Origin of the sequence: Spirosoma oryzicola (assembly GCF_021233055.1) — a bacterium.
GTDB classification, from domain to species: Bacteria; Bacteroidota; Bacteroidia; order Cytophagales; family Spirosomataceae; genus Spirosoma; species Spirosoma oryzicola.
In genome coordinates, this window is the sequence record NZ_CP089538.1 from 5685899 (window position 1) to 5705167 (window position 19269).

The 19269-nt window shown below is 49.9% G+C and carries 13 protein-coding genes; 2 read left to right on the forward strand and 11 right to left on the reverse strand.

From position 1 onward, the window contains the following. Window positions 1-67: 67 nt before the first annotated feature. The 6 genes from LQ777_RS24030 to LQ777_RS24055 all read right to left on the reverse strand — a co-directional run bounded on the left by LQ777_RS24030 (window position 68) and on the right by LQ777_RS24055 (window position 4895). Complete coding sequence (locus tag LQ777_RS24030; RefSeq protein WP_232560459.1) at window positions 68-487, reverse strand: hypothetical protein; 420 nt, start codon at window positions 485-487, stop codon at window positions 68-70. A 4-nt stretch (window positions 488-491) separates the two neighbouring features. Then, the gene (locus LQ777_RS24035; protein ID WP_232560460.1) at window positions 492-932 is read right to left on the reverse strand and encodes an META domain-containing protein; all 441 of its coding nucleotides are present in this window, start codon (window positions 930-932) and stop codon (window positions 492-494) included. Beyond that, a complete protein-coding gene (locus tag LQ777_RS24040; RefSeq protein WP_232560461.1) occupies window positions 929-2176 on the reverse strand; it encodes a serpin family protein in 1248 nt (415 codons plus the stop codon). The genes LQ777_RS24035 and LQ777_RS24040 overlap by 4 nt, the downstream gene beginning before the upstream one ends. Window positions 2177-2248: 72 nt before the next feature. Further along, on the reverse strand, window positions 2249-2719 hold the full coding sequence (locus LQ777_RS24045) for a hypothetical protein (protein ID WP_232560462.1): 471 nt from the start codon (window positions 2717-2719) through the stop codon (window positions 2249-2251). Window positions 2720-2730: 11 nt separating this feature from the next. Continuing rightward, entirely contained in the window at window positions 2731-4329 is a 1599-nt protein-coding gene (locus LQ777_RS24050; RefSeq protein ID WP_232560463.1) for a hypothetical protein, read from the reverse strand. After that, window positions 4326-4895: an RNA polymerase sigma factor gene (locus LQ777_RS24055; protein WP_232560464.1), complete on the reverse strand. Its 570-nt coding sequence runs from the start codon at window positions 4893-4895 to the stop codon at window positions 4326-4328. Before LQ777_RS24055 ends, LQ777_RS24050 begins: the two co-directional genes overlap by 4 nt. Window positions 4896-5309: 414 nt before the next feature. Between LQ777_RS24055 and LQ777_RS24060 the strand changes: the two genes are divergently transcribed. Continuing rightward, window positions 5310-8603, forward strand: coding sequence for a PVC-type heme-binding CxxCH protein (locus LQ777_RS24060; RefSeq protein WP_232560465.1), 3294 nt, complete (start codon window positions 5310-5312; stop codon window positions 8601-8603). Between the two features lie 91 nt (window positions 8604-8694). Here LQ777_RS24060 and LQ777_RS24065 read toward each other — a convergent pair whose 3' ends face one another. Further along, window positions 8695-9276, reverse strand: a complete 582-nt coding sequence (locus LQ777_RS24065; protein WP_232560466.1) for a peptidylprolyl isomerase — start codon at window positions 9274-9276, stop codon at window positions 8695-8697. Between the two features lie 162 nt (window positions 9277-9438). Between LQ777_RS24065 and LQ777_RS24070 the strand changes: the two genes are divergently transcribed. After that, window positions 9439-15849 (forward strand): alpha-2-macroglobulin family protein, encoded by a 6411-nt coding sequence (locus LQ777_RS24070; protein ID WP_232560467.1) that lies wholly within the window; start codon window positions 9439-9441, stop codon window positions 15847-15849. 76 nt (window positions 15850-15925) lie between these two features. On the opposite strand, the gene LQ777_RS24075 is transcribed toward LQ777_RS24070, so the two are convergent. The 4 genes from LQ777_RS24075 to LQ777_RS24090 form a co-directional block, all read right to left on the reverse strand. Further along, entirely contained in the window at window positions 15926-16243 is a 318-nt protein-coding gene (locus LQ777_RS24075; protein WP_232560468.1) for a hypothetical protein, read from the reverse strand. A gap of 20 nt (window positions 16244-16263) precedes the next feature. Further along, window positions 16264-16401, reverse strand: coding sequence for a hypothetical protein (locus tag LQ777_RS24080; RefSeq protein WP_232560469.1), 138 nt, complete (start codon window positions 16399-16401; stop codon window positions 16264-16266). Window positions 16402-16939: 538 nt separating this feature from the next. Next, complete coding sequence (locus tag LQ777_RS24085) at window positions 16940-17809, reverse strand: dienelactone hydrolase family protein (RefSeq protein ID WP_232560470.1); 870 nt, start codon at window positions 17807-17809, stop codon at window positions 16940-16942. Window positions 17810-17940: 131 nt separating this feature from the next. Further along, window positions 17941-19236 carry a metallophosphoesterase gene (locus LQ777_RS24090; RefSeq protein WP_232560471.1) on the reverse strand — a complete coding sequence of 432 codons (1296 nt, stop codon included), beginning with the start codon at window positions 19234-19236 and terminating at the stop codon, window positions 17941-17943. Window positions 19237-19269: the final 33 nt, after the last annotated feature.

Genomic DNA, 19269 nt, shown 5'->3' on the forward strand with positions numbered 1-19269 from the left:
AAAGTACGCAAGATTTATTGGTCAATAATGCCTTCCGATTTCTAAGCCATAACTGACTAACCAACCTTTAACGACTGTATTCGTAAGTAGACCCGTCGGCGATAACCGCACCCCGGGGACCACGTTCCGAAAGAATTAGTTTACTACCCGCTAATCGAAACGATTGCTGGGTTGAATCGGCGCGAAAATAAATCAGTCCTTCTGAACTGCTGCTGCCTGGATAAACAGCGGAATAGTCACTTGTCTGAACAGGAATTCCATTTCTTGTCTGCCTATACTTACCGTTTAAAAAGGATAATGATTCCGTATAGCCAGCTTCGGCAGGCGTGACCGTCTTTTGCGTCAATCCGTACGTGATCCTGGTTAGATTCCAGTCACCAACAAACGGTGATTCGGGCGGAGGCACACAGCCACACGTTCGCTTTTCGCAACTCAACACCAATAAGAAAAGACAAACAACAAACGAGACTCTCTGCAAGCGCTTCATACTACTATAGCTTTTTATACACGAGCACGCCAGATTTGGCGCCACCGTGAAAAAGGTGAATTCTGTTTTCCGTCGGCGATTCGAACCGCACTACTGTTTTCAGATTGGCGAGATAGCTTTCCTCAAACTGCATGGCAGCGGCCGATCCTGCTTTTTCGGTACGCACGACTTCGTTGATCTGCATAGTTCCATCGACGGTGGCGAACATGCGTGCAGTATATGTGTTGACCGAAGACTGACCATTTATAATGAACGGCGTTATGTCGATTGGTGGATTGTTGTTATCGTACGTAAAGGTTAAAGTAACGGCATACGACGAGTCAGGTTCGATCAGCTGCCACGTACCGACCAATTTTGCCAAACTTGGTGGGACAACATGTTCCCGTTTACCGCATCCTGCCAGCATGAGCAGGATCACAAAAGCCATTAATTGTCTACGCTTCATGAATTTGTTTTTGTTGGATCGGCGATTTTTCCAACAAATAACACGGTTCCCGACGATTTTTCGTGAATAACAAACACAAATGGCCGATCACAGAGCTTCGGCATCGGTATCGACGTTGTTGATACACCGCCCGTGGTAACCGCAGCAGCTTCCGTGCCTTTCTCGTCAACGGCTACAAACGTATTCTGCTTCACGAAGCTAAGCGTCAATCCACCGGTTGGATTCATTTTTGTAAAGTCAGCCCGGTCGGTGAAGGCGGTAGGCATCCCCATTGCGCTCAACACGTCATTTAAGTTGACTTCGTAAGTCAAGGTAAATTTTGGCAGTCCTAAATCAAGCGAACTAGTCACCATGTCTTTTTGCAACTGACTCCAATCCGAACCGCTAAAGCTCGTCAGAAGTGCGTCGGCAGACGTTGTCTCGGCGGGGAGCAAGACCGTCATGGCAAATTTGTCGGCACCGTACGGTAGCTCAAAGGCTGAATAGGTAGGTCGAAACGCCTGCCGGACAATTGTATTTTGCCGCATCATACGCACCGTTGTCTCACCACCCGACGCCAGTTTGAACGGCGCATCGATTGTCTGTTCGGTCTTGAACTGGCTTTTCCAGTCACCTTTGAAATAAAGCGCATTCAGCAGAAACATGACGTTATCGGGCTGAATCTGATCGATAACCTTTGGGATTCTACCGTTTGTTTTCTCGCTGGCCCAGCCGTTGATTTTACCGACCGTAGCCGGATCGTCGAAATTTTGGGCGAATACTTCGGCTTTAAACGTATTTTTCAGCACATCCTGAAACGAGTTAGCTACCGAGAAGCTGTTCCGATACCAAACTGAATTTGCCAGCGCCAACGTTACTTTGGGATCCACCAGCGGCAAGTTTTCCATAAGGTTCTGATAGGTCTGGTTCGCTTCGGCCAGTGTCTGAGCATCCAGATTCAAGGCTTTCTGGATCTCCTGAGCGGTTGTTCCATTAGCCCCGTTCAAGATCATACCGAGCGCGATATGCAGACTCAACGGAGAAATAAAAACGTTTTTAGCCGATCCTTCCTTTGCATTCACCTGCTTCGCCAAATCAAACGCAAACTGGGTAGTCTTGTTGGCAAACGGAGCCGACACTCGTAGTTCACCTGTAGGCGTGGTTTCACCGGGTGAAGGCGACATACTACTGTTCTGACAACTAATAGCCGTCAGTAGAACACTAGCGGTAACGACGGTCAGTGTTGAAAAAAAGTTAGTTTTCATAACGGAGTTAGCGATTTACGTTCAGGCTGATTGCTTGCCTTAAATAGCAATAGCTGTCAGCCTAAACAAGGTTTACGGACATTCTTTGTAGGCGGCTCGCTGTGCTCGTAAAGCCTCAACGAGCGATTCAAATCCGGGAATGGTGCCGTTGTATTCGAACGTAATGCGGTGGGACTTGTCACCGGATTGAAGCTCTATGTATTCAGCTCCTCCGTCTGCACAGTCGGGACACCCCAATCGCTCGGGTTGCTCACTGAAGTTTTCAAGATTTGCCAACGCTTTTAACGCGTTCCAGTCCGTCTGGCTGATGGTTGACTGACACGTTTTTTCGGGATTCTGTGGCGGCTTACGCGATTCCTTTTGGGTAAGCGTAACAGCAGTACCCCTAAACGTATAGTCTCTGACACAGTATCCGACACAGAATCCAAACGATGTACCGGTACGGATAATTAAATCGTCGGCTGTAGGTGTATCTTCGGGAGAAACAGTCGTACAACCGATCAGTGCCGCCAGGAGCAGCATATTGATCACACGGAGTTTCATAATCAAGTGGGTTAGAAGTGGTAATCAAGACCAAAACTCATCCCTGCCGAAGTCGGCGAACTCTCTACCTGCGACTCGGAGCGGGTACCTACCCCTAATGAGGGTTGATACATACCTGCCAACGACGCCGACCAACGACGTGATGGACGATACCGGAAACGAGCTCCCATCGTCGCGGCCAAAGCCAACGGACGATATACGCCGTCTTTTCCGGTAATGACCAGCTCATCACCGATTGTGTTACGCACAAAAATATTCGTCAGCAAACCACCTAGCAGAGCCATGCTCAACCGCTTACGGGGCCGAAGCTGATAACCGATCTGAACCGGCACCTGAACGTACTCGTAGTTGTTGGCTATATCCTGCTGATGACGAGCATCGTACGCCTGAAAATTACTGGCGGACACACTGCTGTAATTACCGACAGGTGCACTGTTCATCACATCCGCGGCTACGTTGTTCGCACTATTCCGAACCGCATTTACGTACAGATTACCCGCTGTTGCGTTACGATTCGCACTCTGCAACAGATCGCTTACCATGCTCATACCTACTTGGTTGGGACTTTGCACCGTCGAATGACCAGCCAGATAGCCAACTCCCGACTCAACGGACCATCGTTCGGTCAATTGAACCCCGGCTCCAGCCTGATAAGCGACCGAAAAATTCGCCCGACTGTTGATTGACGGTTGATTGGCGTTAGCCGATGCCGTAAACATAGCTGGCTGAGCCGAGCGAATGGCTACAGACGGATTAAACGAACTCGGCATCATACTGACAGACGCCCAAACCTCTTTGGACTCGTGCTTTGGTTTCACCACATCCGGCTCCACTGACAGTTCAGCCGGTCGAAACCACACAATGCGGTGTATTTCGTCCAGCGACCGTAACCGCATTGGACGGAAAGCTAATTGCTCAATCTGACTGACATACAATGCATCCGTTTCATCATGGCCGATAGCAGTAGCCACTGCGGCTCTATTGACAGTGGCGGCAAATGCCCGGTTCTCCGTTGACGAAATAGCAACAGCCCGCGCGGAACCCGTCGGCATTGCCTGTGAACGTAACATGGGCTCAGCCTCCGGTAGATGCTCTTTAGCTTGATAACTCATCCGTTGAGTCAATAGCTGATCCTCGGTAATTGTTACGGAAGGTTCCGTTGACGGCTTATTTGCTAAGCTTCCTGTTGGTGCGGAATGCTTTGGCTGCCTCCCAGCAACGGCTTCTGGCGCTACTGACGGCTTTTCATCACTCTCTGTTGCGGACAAACTTTGTTGGTTGTCCGGTGCTGTTAGGTGCTGTTCGTGCGGGGCCGCTTTCGGCTGATGAGCGATTTGCGAGTTCGTCGATTGCGTTCCGGTTAGCCACCAGCCTACCAGTAGTAAAGCCAGCGCAGCGGCAATACCAGCACCCCAGGTAAAGGACTTTGACGCAAGCAGCCCTGCTCCCCAGAGAGGTAGAATTTTTGGGTTCTTTGATTCATCCAACCGGTGTTCAATAGCGTCCCACACACGAGGTGGCGGGGCTTCCGAGGCTTCGTCAAAAGCCTTTCGCCAGAAATCATCCGGTATGTTTTTTTCTAATTCGTCCATCTCATTAGTATTGCTCACAAAGGGCGGTCTACGGTAGGAAGTCCGTCAGCAAACCGCTTGTCCGATTGTAGTTTTTGTTGTAAGAGGCTCCGCGCGCGGGAGTACTGTGATTTCGACGTTCCTTCAGCAATGTCCAGCATCTCGGCAATTTCGGGATGGTTATACCCTTCGATTGCGTACAGGTTGAATACGGTTCTACAACCAGCCGGTAGTTCTTGAATTAGTTGTAGTAGATATTGATAATTCAGTGTTGGTAAACTTTCGTCGGGCTGGGGCAGGACCGGAGCTAAATCCTGTATGTCAGCCGTATTTTCCCACGGTTTTAATTTCCGTAAATGTTTAAGCGCTGTATTGATAACAATTCGCTTCAACCAGGCCTCCAATGGGCATTCGAATCGGAACGAATCAATGTGTTTGTAAATCTTAACAAACGCATCCTGCAATACATCCTCCGCTTCGTCAGGATCACGAACGTACCGTTTGCAGACGACAAAGAGCTTTCCGGCAAACCGCTCATAGAGCTGTCGCTGCACAATTCGGTCCTGTCGTCGGCATCCTTCGACTAGTGCGTATTCATCCTGCATATCACGTTGACAACCTAAAAGACTCTATTCCTTAAGAAACAGTTGGAAGAGCAGAAAAATTTTTTGGCATTTAGTAAAAAAGCCAGTTAGCGCTATGATAAATACTATTCACCCGTTAAGTTAATAAATGTACCTTTGGAAAAACTTAGTTGTTAAATAAATCGTAAATCTCTGTATAGTAAACAGACTATTACCTCAAGTTACTTGTTTGTAACACTGACCGAGGCCGTAGCGAGTTGGCTTGATTTATGACTGGCGTCTGCAAGTAGTCGATTAACTTGACAGGTGCGACACAATGTTGATTATCCGGGTTAGTTACCAATCGAAGGAGCTGTACCAGAACGAAACCGTATTGTACAGTACCATGAACACGTACATGACCTTTCGATTCTGACCTGCGTAGCGAGTGATTTTATGAGAACAACCTTATCTCTTTCGGCTGGACCATTTGTCCTGACGACAGCTTGTTTGCTTTATCTATTTGGACAGTTTATTCAACGGCCTACGCCTGCATCGCCTTCCTCTGGCAACGAACCTACTCAACAACGCAATTCTTTCGTTCGTGACGATTCGAGTGCGCTGTATCTTTCCGACGACCTTGAAGCGACGCTGTGGGCTGAAGCACCAATGTTTCGTAACCCTACCAACATGGACATCGACGTTAGGGGTAGGGTCTGGGTAACAGAGGCCGTTAATTTTCGCCAATTCAATAACAAATCAGAGAACCGGCTCAGTCATCCCGATGGTGAACGGATCATGATCCTGGAAGACAAAAACGGCGATGGCAAGGCTGATGACAGCAAAGTGTTTGTGCAGGACCCGGATCTGGTGTCACCGCTTGGCATCGCTGTTATCGGTAACAAAGTCATTGTTTCCTGTTCACCAAACATCGTCGTTTATACCGATGAGAACGGCGATGACAAACCCGACCATAAAGAGATCTTACTAAAAGGTTTCGGTGGTTTGGATCACGACCACGGTCTTCATGCTCTCGTCGCCGGACCGGATGGCAAGTATTATTTTACCGTAGGCAATGCCGGTCCGCATACCGTAGCCGACAAGGAAGGCTGGACACTTCGTTCGGGCAGTTTGTTCGTTGGTGGATCGCCTTATAACAAGATTAATCACGGCAAGCAGATCAGCGATGATGGACGCGTATGGACGGGTGGTATGACATTGCGTGTCAATCCGGATGGTTCTGGCCTGAAAGTGATGGCGCATAACTTTCGCAATAGCTACGAAACGGCTCTCGATTCCTACGGCAACATGTGGCAGGCTGACAACGACGACGAAGTGATGGCCTGTCGAACGAGTTGGCTTATGGAAGGAGCGAACGCTGGCTTTTTCAGCGCAGACGGTACTCGTTCCTGGCAGGGTGACAAGCGTCCCGGCCAAACGGCATCGACTGCTCACTGGCACCAGGAAGATCCGGGTGTTATGCCTTCAGGTGATATTACCGGAGCAGGATCACCGACGGGTCTGGTTGTGTACGAAGGTGATGAACTGGGCGCGCAATACCGGGGATTGTTGCTAGGTGCCGATGCCGGTCGCAATGCGGTTTTTGCCTACCGACCTGAGCCTTGGGGGGCAGGCTACCGAATACCTCGTACTGATTTTCTTAGCAGCGTTCCCAAAACGGATGATAACTACAAGTGGAACAAAGCCGAGAAAGATCCCCGCAAGTGGTTCCGACCCAGTGATGTAGCCGTTGGGCCAGACGGTGCTATTTACATTACCGACTGGTATGATCCCGTTGTTGGTGGGCATCAAATGCAGGACACTAAAGGGTACGGTCGTATCTATCGTATAACGCCAAAGGGTAAACGCCTAAGAACGCCAAAAATCGATCTTAAAACGACGCAAGGACAGATCGCGGCTTTATTAAACCCCGCCGTTAACGTACGGACGCTCGGCTTCGACGCGTTGCAGGAGCAGGGTGACAAGGTCGTTGAGCCAGTGCTCGCGTTACTGACTTCGCCAAACCCGTATCATCGGGCACGGGCCATTTTTCTGCTGGCTCAACTCGGTCCTGAAGGACAGTTTGAAGTGGAACGTCTGCTAAAAGCACCGGATGCACCCGTACGTATTACGGCATTGCGGGCATTGCGGAGCATTACACCCGAAAATTCAAAATCAAACCCAACGCTCACCGCTTCCCAACAAGCCCTCTTACCCTTGCTGGGCAACCTGTCAAGTGATCCAAGCGCAGCTGTTCGGCGCGAAGTTGCGGTTGCCCTGCGCGACATTCCCTACAATGAGTGTCGGTTAACACTCCTTAATCTGGCCAAGGGTTACGATGGACGAGATCGTTTTTACCTGACAGCGCTAGGGGAGGCCGCCGATGGTAAAGAAGAAGCTTTATTTGCGGATATGCTCCAGACAATGCCCAAAGATCCGCTCGAATGGGATCAGCGTACGGCCAATCTGGTTTGGGAACTTCACCCCGCTTCGGCAGTTGCATTGCTGAAAAAACGAGCTGAAGCACAAACGCTCACAACAGAAGCCCGTCGGCAAGCCATTACCACGCTTGGCTTCATCAAGACCCAGGCAGCCGCTAACACAATGGTCGAACTGACAAAATCATCTGATAAAGCAATTGATGACGAAGCTACGTATTGGGTCGGTTTTCGGCGAAGCAACGATTGGGCAACGTTCCTCAATTGGAAAGAATTGGCACCCGTAGTAGCGGCTTCAACGACATCAGACCAGAAACTGCTTGATAAACGGCAGCAGCTACTTAGTGATAATATTTCGGAGAATGAAAAGCGGAAGATCGCCGTCGAACTGTCACGGGATGCCGAGGGAGCCAGAATCTTAATTGACCTGGCAGCGGAGAAAAAACTGTCAGAAGAGTTGATCAAAGCAGCCGGGCCCGGTATTCGGACCAACAAGGATCAGGAAGTTCGGACACTTGGTAAAGTAGATTTCCCTTGGAAGCGGCCAACGACAACCACGTCAACACCGAAATCGATTTCGCAGCCGGTTTCGGAACAAGCCACATCGACCAAACCTACCTCTCAGGTAGCGGTTGAACCGACCGTTTCAACAAAGGCAGTGGTTGAAGCCACTACCGAACGAAACGTACCGACCAAACCAGACACTCAACTAGTTGTGGAGCGTAGCGCACCAGCAAAGCCAGCAACTCGGCCTGTTGTAGAGCAACCTACATCGCCAAAACCCGCTCCGCCAGCCGTTGCTGAACAAACGGCGTCAACAAAGCCATCGGGTCCTGAACCGACGGCGGTTAAACCGGCTAAAGTAGCAAGGGCGGATGCTTCGACCGCCAAAATAGCGATGCTCTCCGGCGATACCAAGGCGGGCAAAAGTCTGTTTAAAGCGATGTGTGCAACTTGCCATCGGTACAGCCAGCAGGGTACCGACGTTGGACCTGACCTGACGCAGGTTCACCAGAAATTCGACAAAAGTGGTTTGCTTGATGCCATCATTCACCCAAGCGCGGGCATTGCCTTTGGCTACGAGCCCTGGCTTATTACCACGAAAGGCGGGCAAACGTATTACGGTTTCCTGGTCAGCGATGGATCACAAGCCATCGTTATCAAAGGCATCAAAGGTCAGCAGCATACCATTCCGACCAATCAGGTGGCATCCCGCCGTCAATACAAAACCAGCCTGATGCCAGAACCTTCTTCAATGGGTTTAAGCGATCAGCAAGTTGCCGATATAACGGCTTTTTTGTTGAAGCAGTAAGTTTGGTGCAGGGTTCTTATACGCCATATCTTCGAGACATGGCGTATAAGAACCCTACACCAAACCCTCACCGCCAAACTTTTAACCCATCTCACTTCACTGCGTAGCCGAGCTTTTTCAATTCACCAGCTGTCAGGTTAATTACGTTGACATCAAGTTTTATCGGTGATAGTGGCGTATTTGTCGAGTCGGTCTTCACGGCGACAATCGCGTCTACTACGTCCATTCCTTTGAAAACCTGCCCAAAAACCGTGTACTTATCGTCGAGACGGTGTTCGCCTTTTTTGTTCTGTACAATGTAGAACTGGCAACCTGCCGATAGCATTTCCGGGTTACCGTCGCGTCCGGCTCCCACCGCTCCGTAAACGTGCCGGATCGTTGGTCGAAATTCTGGTTTCAGTAGGTACGGCGAATCAGCAAAACCAGCCGGTGTATCCGGGCAACCACCCTGCGCGACAAAATTTTTGATCACCCGGTTAAATGTCAGCGTATCCCAATAATTCTGGTTAGCTAGCTTAACAAAACTGGCTTTGTGAGTGGGTGTCTCGTCGTACAGCCAAAAGAGAATTTCGCCCATACTGGTTTTAATCTGCCCAACCGGATAGGTCTTTGGTGGCTTCGGCGGTGCGGAAAATGACAGGATGTAGGCGATTAGAAGAACGAACGTTGGCATTGCAGTAAAAGGAGAGAAGTTAGCGAATCACAATGGCTTTAAATGTACGCAACTAAAAACAGCTATTAAACCATTTGACTTAAATCAGAATCATAGTTACAAATGTTGTGGAAAGACAACCGGATTTTCATCGATCCCAACGACCCACTTACGCTGTAAACTATGAATCCCATTCTGACATTGTTTTTTGTCTTCGTTGCTCTGGCTGCTTCCGCCCAGAAGAATTTAAACACTCCTGCTAACCCTCCAGACTACGCCCGCGATTGGAAACGGGCTGATTCACTGGCGGCTAAAGGGCTACCCAAATCAGCACTCAGCATTGCGAACCGAATCTATAAGGAGGCTAAAACTACGCGTAATTATCCGCAGCTAGCCAAAGCCGCTATGCACCGGATGATCTTTCGCAGCTATTCGGATGAAGACGCTTATGTCGAACTCGTTCAATCCATCGAGGCTGACATTCGTGATACACCCGAGCCGTCGAAGTCGGTATTGGGATCAGTATTAGCCGATGTTTACTGGCAATATTTTCAGCAAAACCGTTATAAATTTTATAACCGGACTCCGATTAGTCAGCCTACAAGCAAGCGGGGTAAACAAGGTTCGGTATCAGTAACGACAACAAAAATTGCCGACACTACCGCTGATTTCAGGACCTGGGATGCGCAGCGGCTCGTCGGTGCTGTAACCCAGTTGTATCTAGCTTCAGTGCAGCAAAAAAACCTTTTGCAAAAGACGCCGATAGCGGCTTTCGATGCCCTGTTGGACAAAGGAGATGCTGATACGCGTCCGCTTCGGCCAACGCTATACGACCTGCTGGCGCACCGAGCCATTTCCTTTTTTGAGAATACAGAGCCTGATCTGCTGAAGCCGATTTTTAAATTCGAGTTGAATCAGCCTGACTACTTCGCCAATGCCGATGCGTTTGCGAAGCTGACTATTCAGAGTCGTGATTCATTATCGGGCCGTTATCAGGCCCTGCGTTTGTACCAGCACTTACTGGCGTTCCACCTGACAGACGCAAACCCAATCGCGCTGGCCGATGCTGACGCCTTGCGGTTGGCCTTCGTCTATCAGCATAGCGTTGTACCCAATAAAGATTCGCTGTACCGCCAAACGCTCGATCAACAAATCGTTCGTTACAAGAATCAACCAGCAGAGGCCATCTATGGCTACCAGCTCGCACAATTTTTAGTGAACCAGGGACAATCGGTCCGTCCGTTAGACGATACTGATTCCGCCGACGACTCAACTAACGAAAGCCCTTACCGTTGGAACAAAAAACAAGCCGCGGATATCTGCCGGGACCTCATCAAGCGCTTTCCAGCAACGACTTCTAGTCAGCAGGCAAGCGTACTACTAAACCGGCTTTTACAGTCTTCTTTTTCACTACAGGTAGAACAGGTAAACGCACCCGAGCAAGCTTTCCGAGCCCTTGTGAGCTACCAAAACGCTTCTAAAATCACCTATCGGATTGTGCGGCTGAGCGTTACAGAACTCGAAACAAGTCGTATCAATATGGGTGAAGACAGCCAGCAAAAGAAATACACTGCCTGGTTAAAACGTCCTGTTGTTGCTGAGAAATCCGTGATGCTACCCGACGACGGCGATCTGAACCAACATACCGTTGAAATTCCATTGGCGGGCTTACCAACCGGCCAATACGCGGTACTAGCGACCTCCGCTGATAAGTTCAGCGAGAAAACAGAATCGGTTCAGTACACCGTTTTTTCCGTTTCCAAACTCAGCTACTTACTACAACCTATATACAGCGGAGGCTCTCGCCAGCAAGTCATAGTCACCAATCGACTGACGGGTGCGCCATTGCCGAACGTAGCCGTTACCGTAGTGGAAATCGAAAGACAGAAGGCTACCGGTAGCCTACAATCCCGCCGAACGGATGCAAATGGGATCGCTTCATTCGACAAAGCAGAAATGCCCGTTCAGAACGCTTTCGCTCATCAGCTTACAGACGGATCGGACACGTTGTTTTCGGATCGCCAGTACCATAATCGGTTTACGAACGAGCAAGCTCCAGCCCAATCGCAAACGTACACAAAGCTGTTTACCGACCGGGCTATTTACCGGCCAGGGCAGTTGATTTACGTGAAAGGACTGGTCTACGAAGGCAAACCAAACCAATACGGGGTCATTTCAAACCGGGAGGTTGCCATTGAGCTCATCGATCAAAATGGCGAACGGGTTTCGAAACAAACGCTGAAAACAAACGAGTTTGGTACGTTTGCGTGTAGCTTCACGGCCCCCGTGGGTAAACTGTCCGGCCAGATGTCGATTCAGACTGCTTTTGGCTCGGCTAGTATTCGCGTTGAGGAATATAAGCGGCCCACGTTCGAGGTTAAGATCGATCCAATTAAGCAACCCTTCAAACTAGGCCAGACCGTCACGCTGACGGCGGACGCAAAAACATTTTCCGGAGCGGTCGTTGATGGCGCTGCCGTTCGCTATCGGGTTGTGCGGAAACTACAGCAACGTTGGCTGTGGTACGCCCGAATTGGTGGTCCACGCAATGAGAACCAAACCGAGATTGCCAACGGTACTGCTCAAACCGACGCAAACGGCAACGTAGCAATCACGTTCGACGCTACTCCCGACCGTGAAAAGTCCCGTCAGGATAATCCGGTTTTCGAGTTCGACGTTACCATCGACGTTACGGACCGGGCGGGCGAGACGCGCAGCGCAACGCAAACGCTTCGCATCGGCTATACCGCTTTGCAAGCCGAATTGACGGTTCCGGAACAGGTAGAAAAAGACAAGCCAGTGACGGTTCCCGTTAAAATCACCAACCAAGCCGGGCAAACTGTAGCCGCGAAGGGCCAGCTGACGATTTACAAACTACAGTCGCCAACGAAGTTTCTCCGCAACCGGCTTTGGAATCGTCCGGATCGGCAGTTGTTGAGCCGAGCCGAGTTTGAACGGTTGTTTCCCAATGACCTGTATAGTAACGAAAATGATCCACGCTCTTGGAAAAAGGGCCCCGCTGTGCAACAACAGGCAATCACGACACCAACGGATTCACTCGTCAAACTCAATCTGGCTAATTTTACTGCCGGGGAGTATGTAGCCGAACTGACCGTTACTGATTCGGCTGGCGAGGCCACAAAAGATCGATCCTTCTTCACCGTTATCGATGAAAAAAATCCGGTTGCCTCCGTACGGCCAGAGGGCTGGTTGCAGGTGCGGAAAGCGACGGCGATACCGGGCGAAGAAGCTGTTTTCTGGGTGGGCACAGACCAAAGCTGGGTACGCATGATCGTCGAGCAGGACCATGCTGTCGTCCGAGAAGAATGGATTAAAACAGAGAGAGGTCCCCGACGGGTTGCTTTACCCGTAACGGAACAACAGCGCGGTGGATTTGCCGTACACTTCACCATGATACAAAACGGTCGGCTGTACCAGAAGTCGCAGGTAATTGCGGTTCCGTTTACCAACAAGCAGTTGACAATCGAAACACAAACGTTTCGTAACAAACTCAAACCCGGCCAACAGGAGGAATGGACGCTAAAAATTAACGGACTTGACAACGTACCTGCCGAACTGGTAGCTACGCTATACGACGCATCCCTGGATGCATTTGCCCCGCTGGAATGGCCAACGTCGTTTTATCAACCTTACTTTCCTGTGTTTTACGGCTGGCAATCGGGTGCGTTTAGCATACAGTACAGTAACGGCCTGCGCTATCCTTCTCGTCTATTGGTGGATGACGTTATCAGGCATTACGATCAGCTAAGCTGGCTGGGTTACCAGTTCTCACCCAGCGGCAATCGTCCGTTCGTGCGTGTAACACCCGCTGAGTCAGAAATTATTCGAGCAACGGTTCGTCGAGTGGGTAAAGTCATTAGTGGTACCGTAAAATTCAAAGCGGGATCGGGCGTTCCGGGTGTCAACGTGTTGATAAAAGGGACGACTACCGGAGCCGTTACGGACGAAAAAGGCCAGTTCTCTATTTCAACCGATTCAGCCAGCCAAGACGTAACGCTGGTGTTTTCCACGGTTGGTTATGTAACGAACGAAGTAATCCTCAAGCAAAAAGCGGTATCATTCCAGATGAAGCCCGACGCGCGTTCACTAAATGAAGTGGCGGTAGTTGGTTACGGAAGAACACTAGCTAGAAAGGGAATGGTCGCTGGCGCACCGGCAGAAGCTATATTTGATGCCGCTGCGCCTGCATCCGCTGAACTCAAACGCAGCGATTTTTCTCAGAGCGCGGTCAGCGAGCCTACTACGAAGGCAGAGCCCATCAACCCCCGCCGAAATTTCAACGAAACGGCTTTCTTTATTCCACAAGTAAAGACTGATGAACAGGGAAAGGTTGTGCTGAAGTTTACGATGCCCGAAGCGCTCACGCGTTGGCGTTTGCTGGCGTTTGCGCACACGAAAGACTTAAAAACGGGTACGTTAGAGCGGGAAATCATTACTCAAAAGGAATTGATGATTACGGCCAATGCACCCCGGTTTTTCCGGGAAGGTGATACCATCCGCGTAACGGCTCGTATCAATAACCTAACCGATAAGCCGATGTCGGTACTAGCAAGTCTTAACTTGTCCGACGCGTTAACGGGTGAGCCCATCACTCAGCAACTTATGCGTACAAGCCCACAAACATCGTTTAGCGTGGCGGCTGGTCAGGGGCAAGCGGTTGGCTGGACGCTTATTGTTCCAAAGGGTCTGGAAACGGTAACCTGTCGCTTAACGGCTCAATCCGGTTCGTTTACCGATGGCGAAGAGTTTACGGTTCCTGTAATGCCCAACCGGATGCTTGTCACGGACACACAACCGTTCTGGGTGAATGGGTCGGAGACGAAGGAGTTTAAGCTTAAAGCGTTGACTAACCTCAATCCGGAGTTACCCGTTCAGCACGAGCGACTAACCGTAGAGGTTACCAGCAACCCAAGCTGGTACGCCCTACAAGCGTTACCTTATTTAATGGAATACAGCTACGAATGTGCCGAACAGTTGTTCAGTCGGTTGTACGCCAATAGTCTTGCGGTTCACATCGTCAACAGCAAGCCATCATTCAAGCAGGTCATAGCCGAGTGGCAGAAAAATCCGCCAAAAAATCCTTTGCAGGCGAACGAAGAACTGCGGTCCATTGCGCTGGAGAACTCACCCTGGCTGGCCGACGCACGATCGGAAGCGGCTCGGCAGGCGCAACTAGGCCAACTCTTCGACCAAAACCGGATGACGACCGATCAGGAACAGACGCTCGAAAAGCTCCGTCAGTTGCAGACAAGTGAGGGCGGTTTCCGGTGGTTTGGCGGTATGGAACCCAGTCTGTCGATGACGCTGCATGTATTAGGTGGCTTTGGCCATTTGCAGAAATTAGGCGTTCGTTTTCCAGAAGCGCTTCAATCCGAGCTAAACGAGATGCAAGTCAATGCAGTCCGCTACGTCGATGCCGAGATGAAACGCCTGGTAGAGGAACAGAAGAAAACGAAAGCTAACCTGTCCTGGGACTTTTCAGCCGCTCAGTACCTCTACGCACGAAGCTTTTATATGGACAAGCCAGTAGACAAGGCCTTGCTGACTTATCTAAAACAGCGGGTAGCCGATAACTGGCTCAAACAAAGTCTGCAAGGACAGGCACTTTCCGCCATGGCTTTGCATCGGTTTGGTGATACTCAAACGGCGGATAACATTCTGCGTTCGCTGCTCGAACGGACGCGCCATTCAGACGAACTCGGTACTTACTGGCCTGACAATAAAAGTGGTATGTTCTGGTACCAGACACCAATCGAAACGCAGGCGTACTTGATTGAGGCTTTTGACGAGATCAAGCAGGATCGTACCCTTGTGGATACCATGAAACGCTGGCTCCTGCGGCAAAAGCAGACCCAGTCGTGGTCATCAACAAAAGCAACGACGGAAGCCGTCTACGCCTTGTTGCTGCGCGGCACCGACTGGCTCGATACAAAGCCCGGTACCCAGGTTAGTTTAGGTGGTCAGCCCATTGAAAATCGGGTTACCAAAACAGAAGCGATTACGGGTTATCAGAAAGTGACCTACGCTGCCGCTGAAATAAAACCCGAAATGGGCATTATCCAGATCACAAAAAAAGCTGCCGGTCCAGCCTGGGGAGCTTTGTACTGGCAGCACTTCGAACCACTCGACCGGGTTATGCCGGGTAGTGCGGGGCTATCGGTTCAGAAAACGTTGTACGTACAGCATGATTCGCCAACGGGTCCAATCATCGACCCCGTGACACCCCAAACGTCGCTTAAGCCGGGCGATCTGATCAAGGTTCGACTGATTTTAAAAACGGACCGGGCAATGGAATACGTTCATTTGAAAGATGGTCGTGCCTCAGGTTTCGAACCAACAGCGGCTTTGTCAGGCTACAAGTACCAGAATGGATTGGGTTACTACGAATCGCCCCGTGATGCTAGTACTGACTTCTTTCTAAGCTACGTCCCGGTAGGAACTCACGTATTCGAATATGATTTGCGGGTAGCCCAAACCGGTGATTTCTCGGCAGGTGTAGCTACTGTTCAATGCTTCTACGCGCCTGAGTTTTCGGCCCACTCAGCGGGCGAGCGGGTTAAAGTGAAACCGTAGTAAACCATTGTGTTATCAACAAACAAAAAAGCATGACCTTGCGAGAGATCATGCTTTTTTGTTTACTATGCTATTCTTATCTGGGCCCTCGACTACGTCCACCACCGCGATAACCACCATTATTAAAGCCACTACGCGCATTTGGACTATTATAACGGGGGGATGAATAGTAACGAGGAGACGAGTAACGCGGGCGAACGACAACCGGCGGTCTTGTGACCACTACAGGCGGACGGTAATAACCGTAGGGTCGGTAACCGTAGCCGTACCCATAGTTATAGTAAGGGCGAGGAGCATACCCCGGACCTGTGCTTACATAAGAAGGACCACAACTTGCCATCAGAACGACCAACAAACCAGCCGTCAGTAAAGGCATTCGTTTTATCGTTTTCATGATTTCTGTTTACTGTTTTGTTATTGAACCATCTGTTTATCATTTGGTTCGAAAAGCTTTATTGACAAAGAACCTTTCGAAATCAGCGTCGGGTTACGCATCCACCTACCAACGACGCCAGCCGTGCCCAGCCCATCCTCCGCGAGATCGATACCCATAACTAGGGTAGGGACGAACAATAACAGGCGCAGGTGACACTAAAACCGGTGGCGGAACGACGATAACACGTGGAGGCACCACCACTACCGGAGGCTGTCCAACAACGGGTGGATAAGGTCGCCCATATTGGTCATAGCGACTATAAGGACTGGGAGCAGGACAATTTGGATCATAGCCATTCCTGTTCGGGTATGTTTGTCCATAGCCGTTCGGATAATTTTGGTTAGGGTAATTTTGGCTATTAGGATACCCGTTTGGATAATTTTGGTCGTAACCGTTGTTCGGGTAGCTTCGATCATAACCAGGACCGTACCCTTGCCCAAAACTGACAGTAGCTATGCTTAACAAAAGCCCAGCTACTCCTGCAATCAACCTTGTTGTTTTCATCGCTATGGTAGGTTTTACCCAATTTACTCATTAGACTAAATTCACCTGCCAGCGTTTAATTGAAAACGGCTGTCATTCGGTTAAAGTATAATTAAAAAGCCTGACCGCATAGTTACGGTCAGGCTTTTTAGTGATCAGAAATACAACTAATTAGGCTTTCAATTTATTTTTCAGGTAGCCCAGCGCCAGTTTGTACGCATCAGCGGCTGCTTCTTTGTTGTAAACCGGATTGCTTGGGTTGGCAAAACCGTGACCAGCATCGTACATTTTTACGGTTACTTTTTCACCCGCCTTCTCCATGTTTTTCTCGAATTCTTTTACCGATTCAGGCGAGATCCCTTTGTCCTGACTACCGAAAATACCCAATACATCAGTATCGAGCGTTTTTAGTTTGTCAACATCCTGCTCCGGACGACCGTAGTACATCACGCATCCTTTAGCCCGATTGCCTTCCAGCATGGCCGATTGCAACGACAGCATACCCCCAAAGCACCAGCCGACGCTAGCGAACTCAGCTTTTGGACCTGCGTAGGCAATGGCCCCTTTCATAATGCTGCTAAGCCGGTCCTTGCTGGCTGCCTGCATCAGCTTTCCGGCTTCGGCGGGTTCGGTAGCCACTTTACCGTCATACATATCGACCGCCAGTACGTTCACGTCTTTGAGATCGTTGTAGAACGTTTCTGACTGCTGCTTAATATTGTCGTTCAGGCCCCACCACTCCTGGTAAACCAGAAGCCATTTATTGGAGGGCTTTTTTGATTTTAGCAGAAACCCATTAGCCGACTGACCGTCGGGTGTTGAGAATTTAACCATCTCGCCTGCACCCGTATACGTAAAGGGTAGGGGCGCTTCGTGCAAACGCTGGAAAGCTGGATCGGCAGCCATCGCCGACATATCATTCCCACTAGTGTGGCAGACAGGAATCGTTGCGGCTTCCTGCTTAGCCAATGGGAGCCCCGGAATAAACCAGGAATAGATCGACATAAAAAAGGAAAGTCCAGTAATGAAAACGATTTTCATGTGTTTGGTGATTGGTTATTGAAATTGTCGAGATAACGGAATGAGTAAGTGATTGGTTAGCACCCGATACACAAAAGGAGCAGATTGAGCGCTTAATGCGGCCAATTTACTCCTTTTGATTGTTTGATTGATTAAGCTTTGATTAACTCGAAGATCGTAATCTCGGGCAAAATACCTACCCGGCCTGGATAGCCGATGTAGCCATATCCTCTGTTGACGTATAAGCGCTGGTCACCTTCCTGATAGAGTCCTGCCCACTGCTTATAGAAATACTGCGCCGGACTCCAACGGACATCTCCCAGGTCAACGCCGAACTGCGCGCCATGCGTGTGACCGCTGAATTGAACGTCGATATCCGGATATTTAGGGCGCACCTCCGCATCCCAGTGGGTTGGATCGTGCGACAAAAGTAATTTGACCGGGTAATCTTCGGCACCGCTGTACGCTTTAGCGAGGTTACCAGCCCGCAGTGCCGCAGGACCAAAACCAAGGTTCTGAACACCAATCAATGCGATTTTATCGCCATTCTGTTCGAGAATTTTGTTCTCGTCCATCATAATATTCCAGCCCATCTGTTTGTGAGCAGCTACGACATTCAGCACGTTCTGTCGCTCCGCCTGTGCGCTCGGCCAGGCTACGTATTTCCCGTAGTCGTGGTTACCAAGCGTCGAATAAACACCTAATGGTGCTTTGACCTTATCGAAAATATTGATAAACTCATTTACTTCTTCGGCGCGGCTATTGACCAGATCACCGGTAAAAAAGACAAGATCCGGCTTCTGGTTCAGAAGCAAATCAACTCCTCCGCGCACTGCGGTCCGGTTAAAGAAACTTCCGGTGTGAATGTCCGAAATTTGAGCGATGGTCATACCGTTGAAACCCGAGGGTAGGTTTTTCATCGGTAATTTGATCCGGCGGACGCGGTAATCGTGAGCGCCCGACAAGATTCCCCACGTAAAGCCAACCAAGGGGACTGCTCCAACAACCAAGGCCGTTTTCATCAGGAAGTCAGACCGGGAAATCGCGTCGGAGGGCGTTGTTCCATTCGGTGCAATGGTTTCGCGCGTGTTTTCGACCACTGCTTCCCGAACTTCGGGTTTGTAAAAAAAGGAAACAACCCAGCGGAAAAGCCGTCCAAGATCATCGATAAAAAGGATGAGAACGGCGAAGATCTTCGAGAAGTACGGAATGGCAATACTTGCCCACAAAAACGTCCGTGTATTTTTTCCAATCGAATCGGGTGGCATGTACTGCAACACGACGTATAGCAGCAGCGAAAGCACGGTGAAGCCCCAGAAAATGATTGTGATAATTCGCTGGGTGCTTTCAGAAGCCGAACGGCTCAGCGTTTTAATGGCCTGCCATACGTACCAGTCGATCAACAGCATGAACGCTGGCAGGGCAAACAAGAAGGCAGCACGATTCATAAGATTGCTAATGGATATAGGTCAACTTGGTTG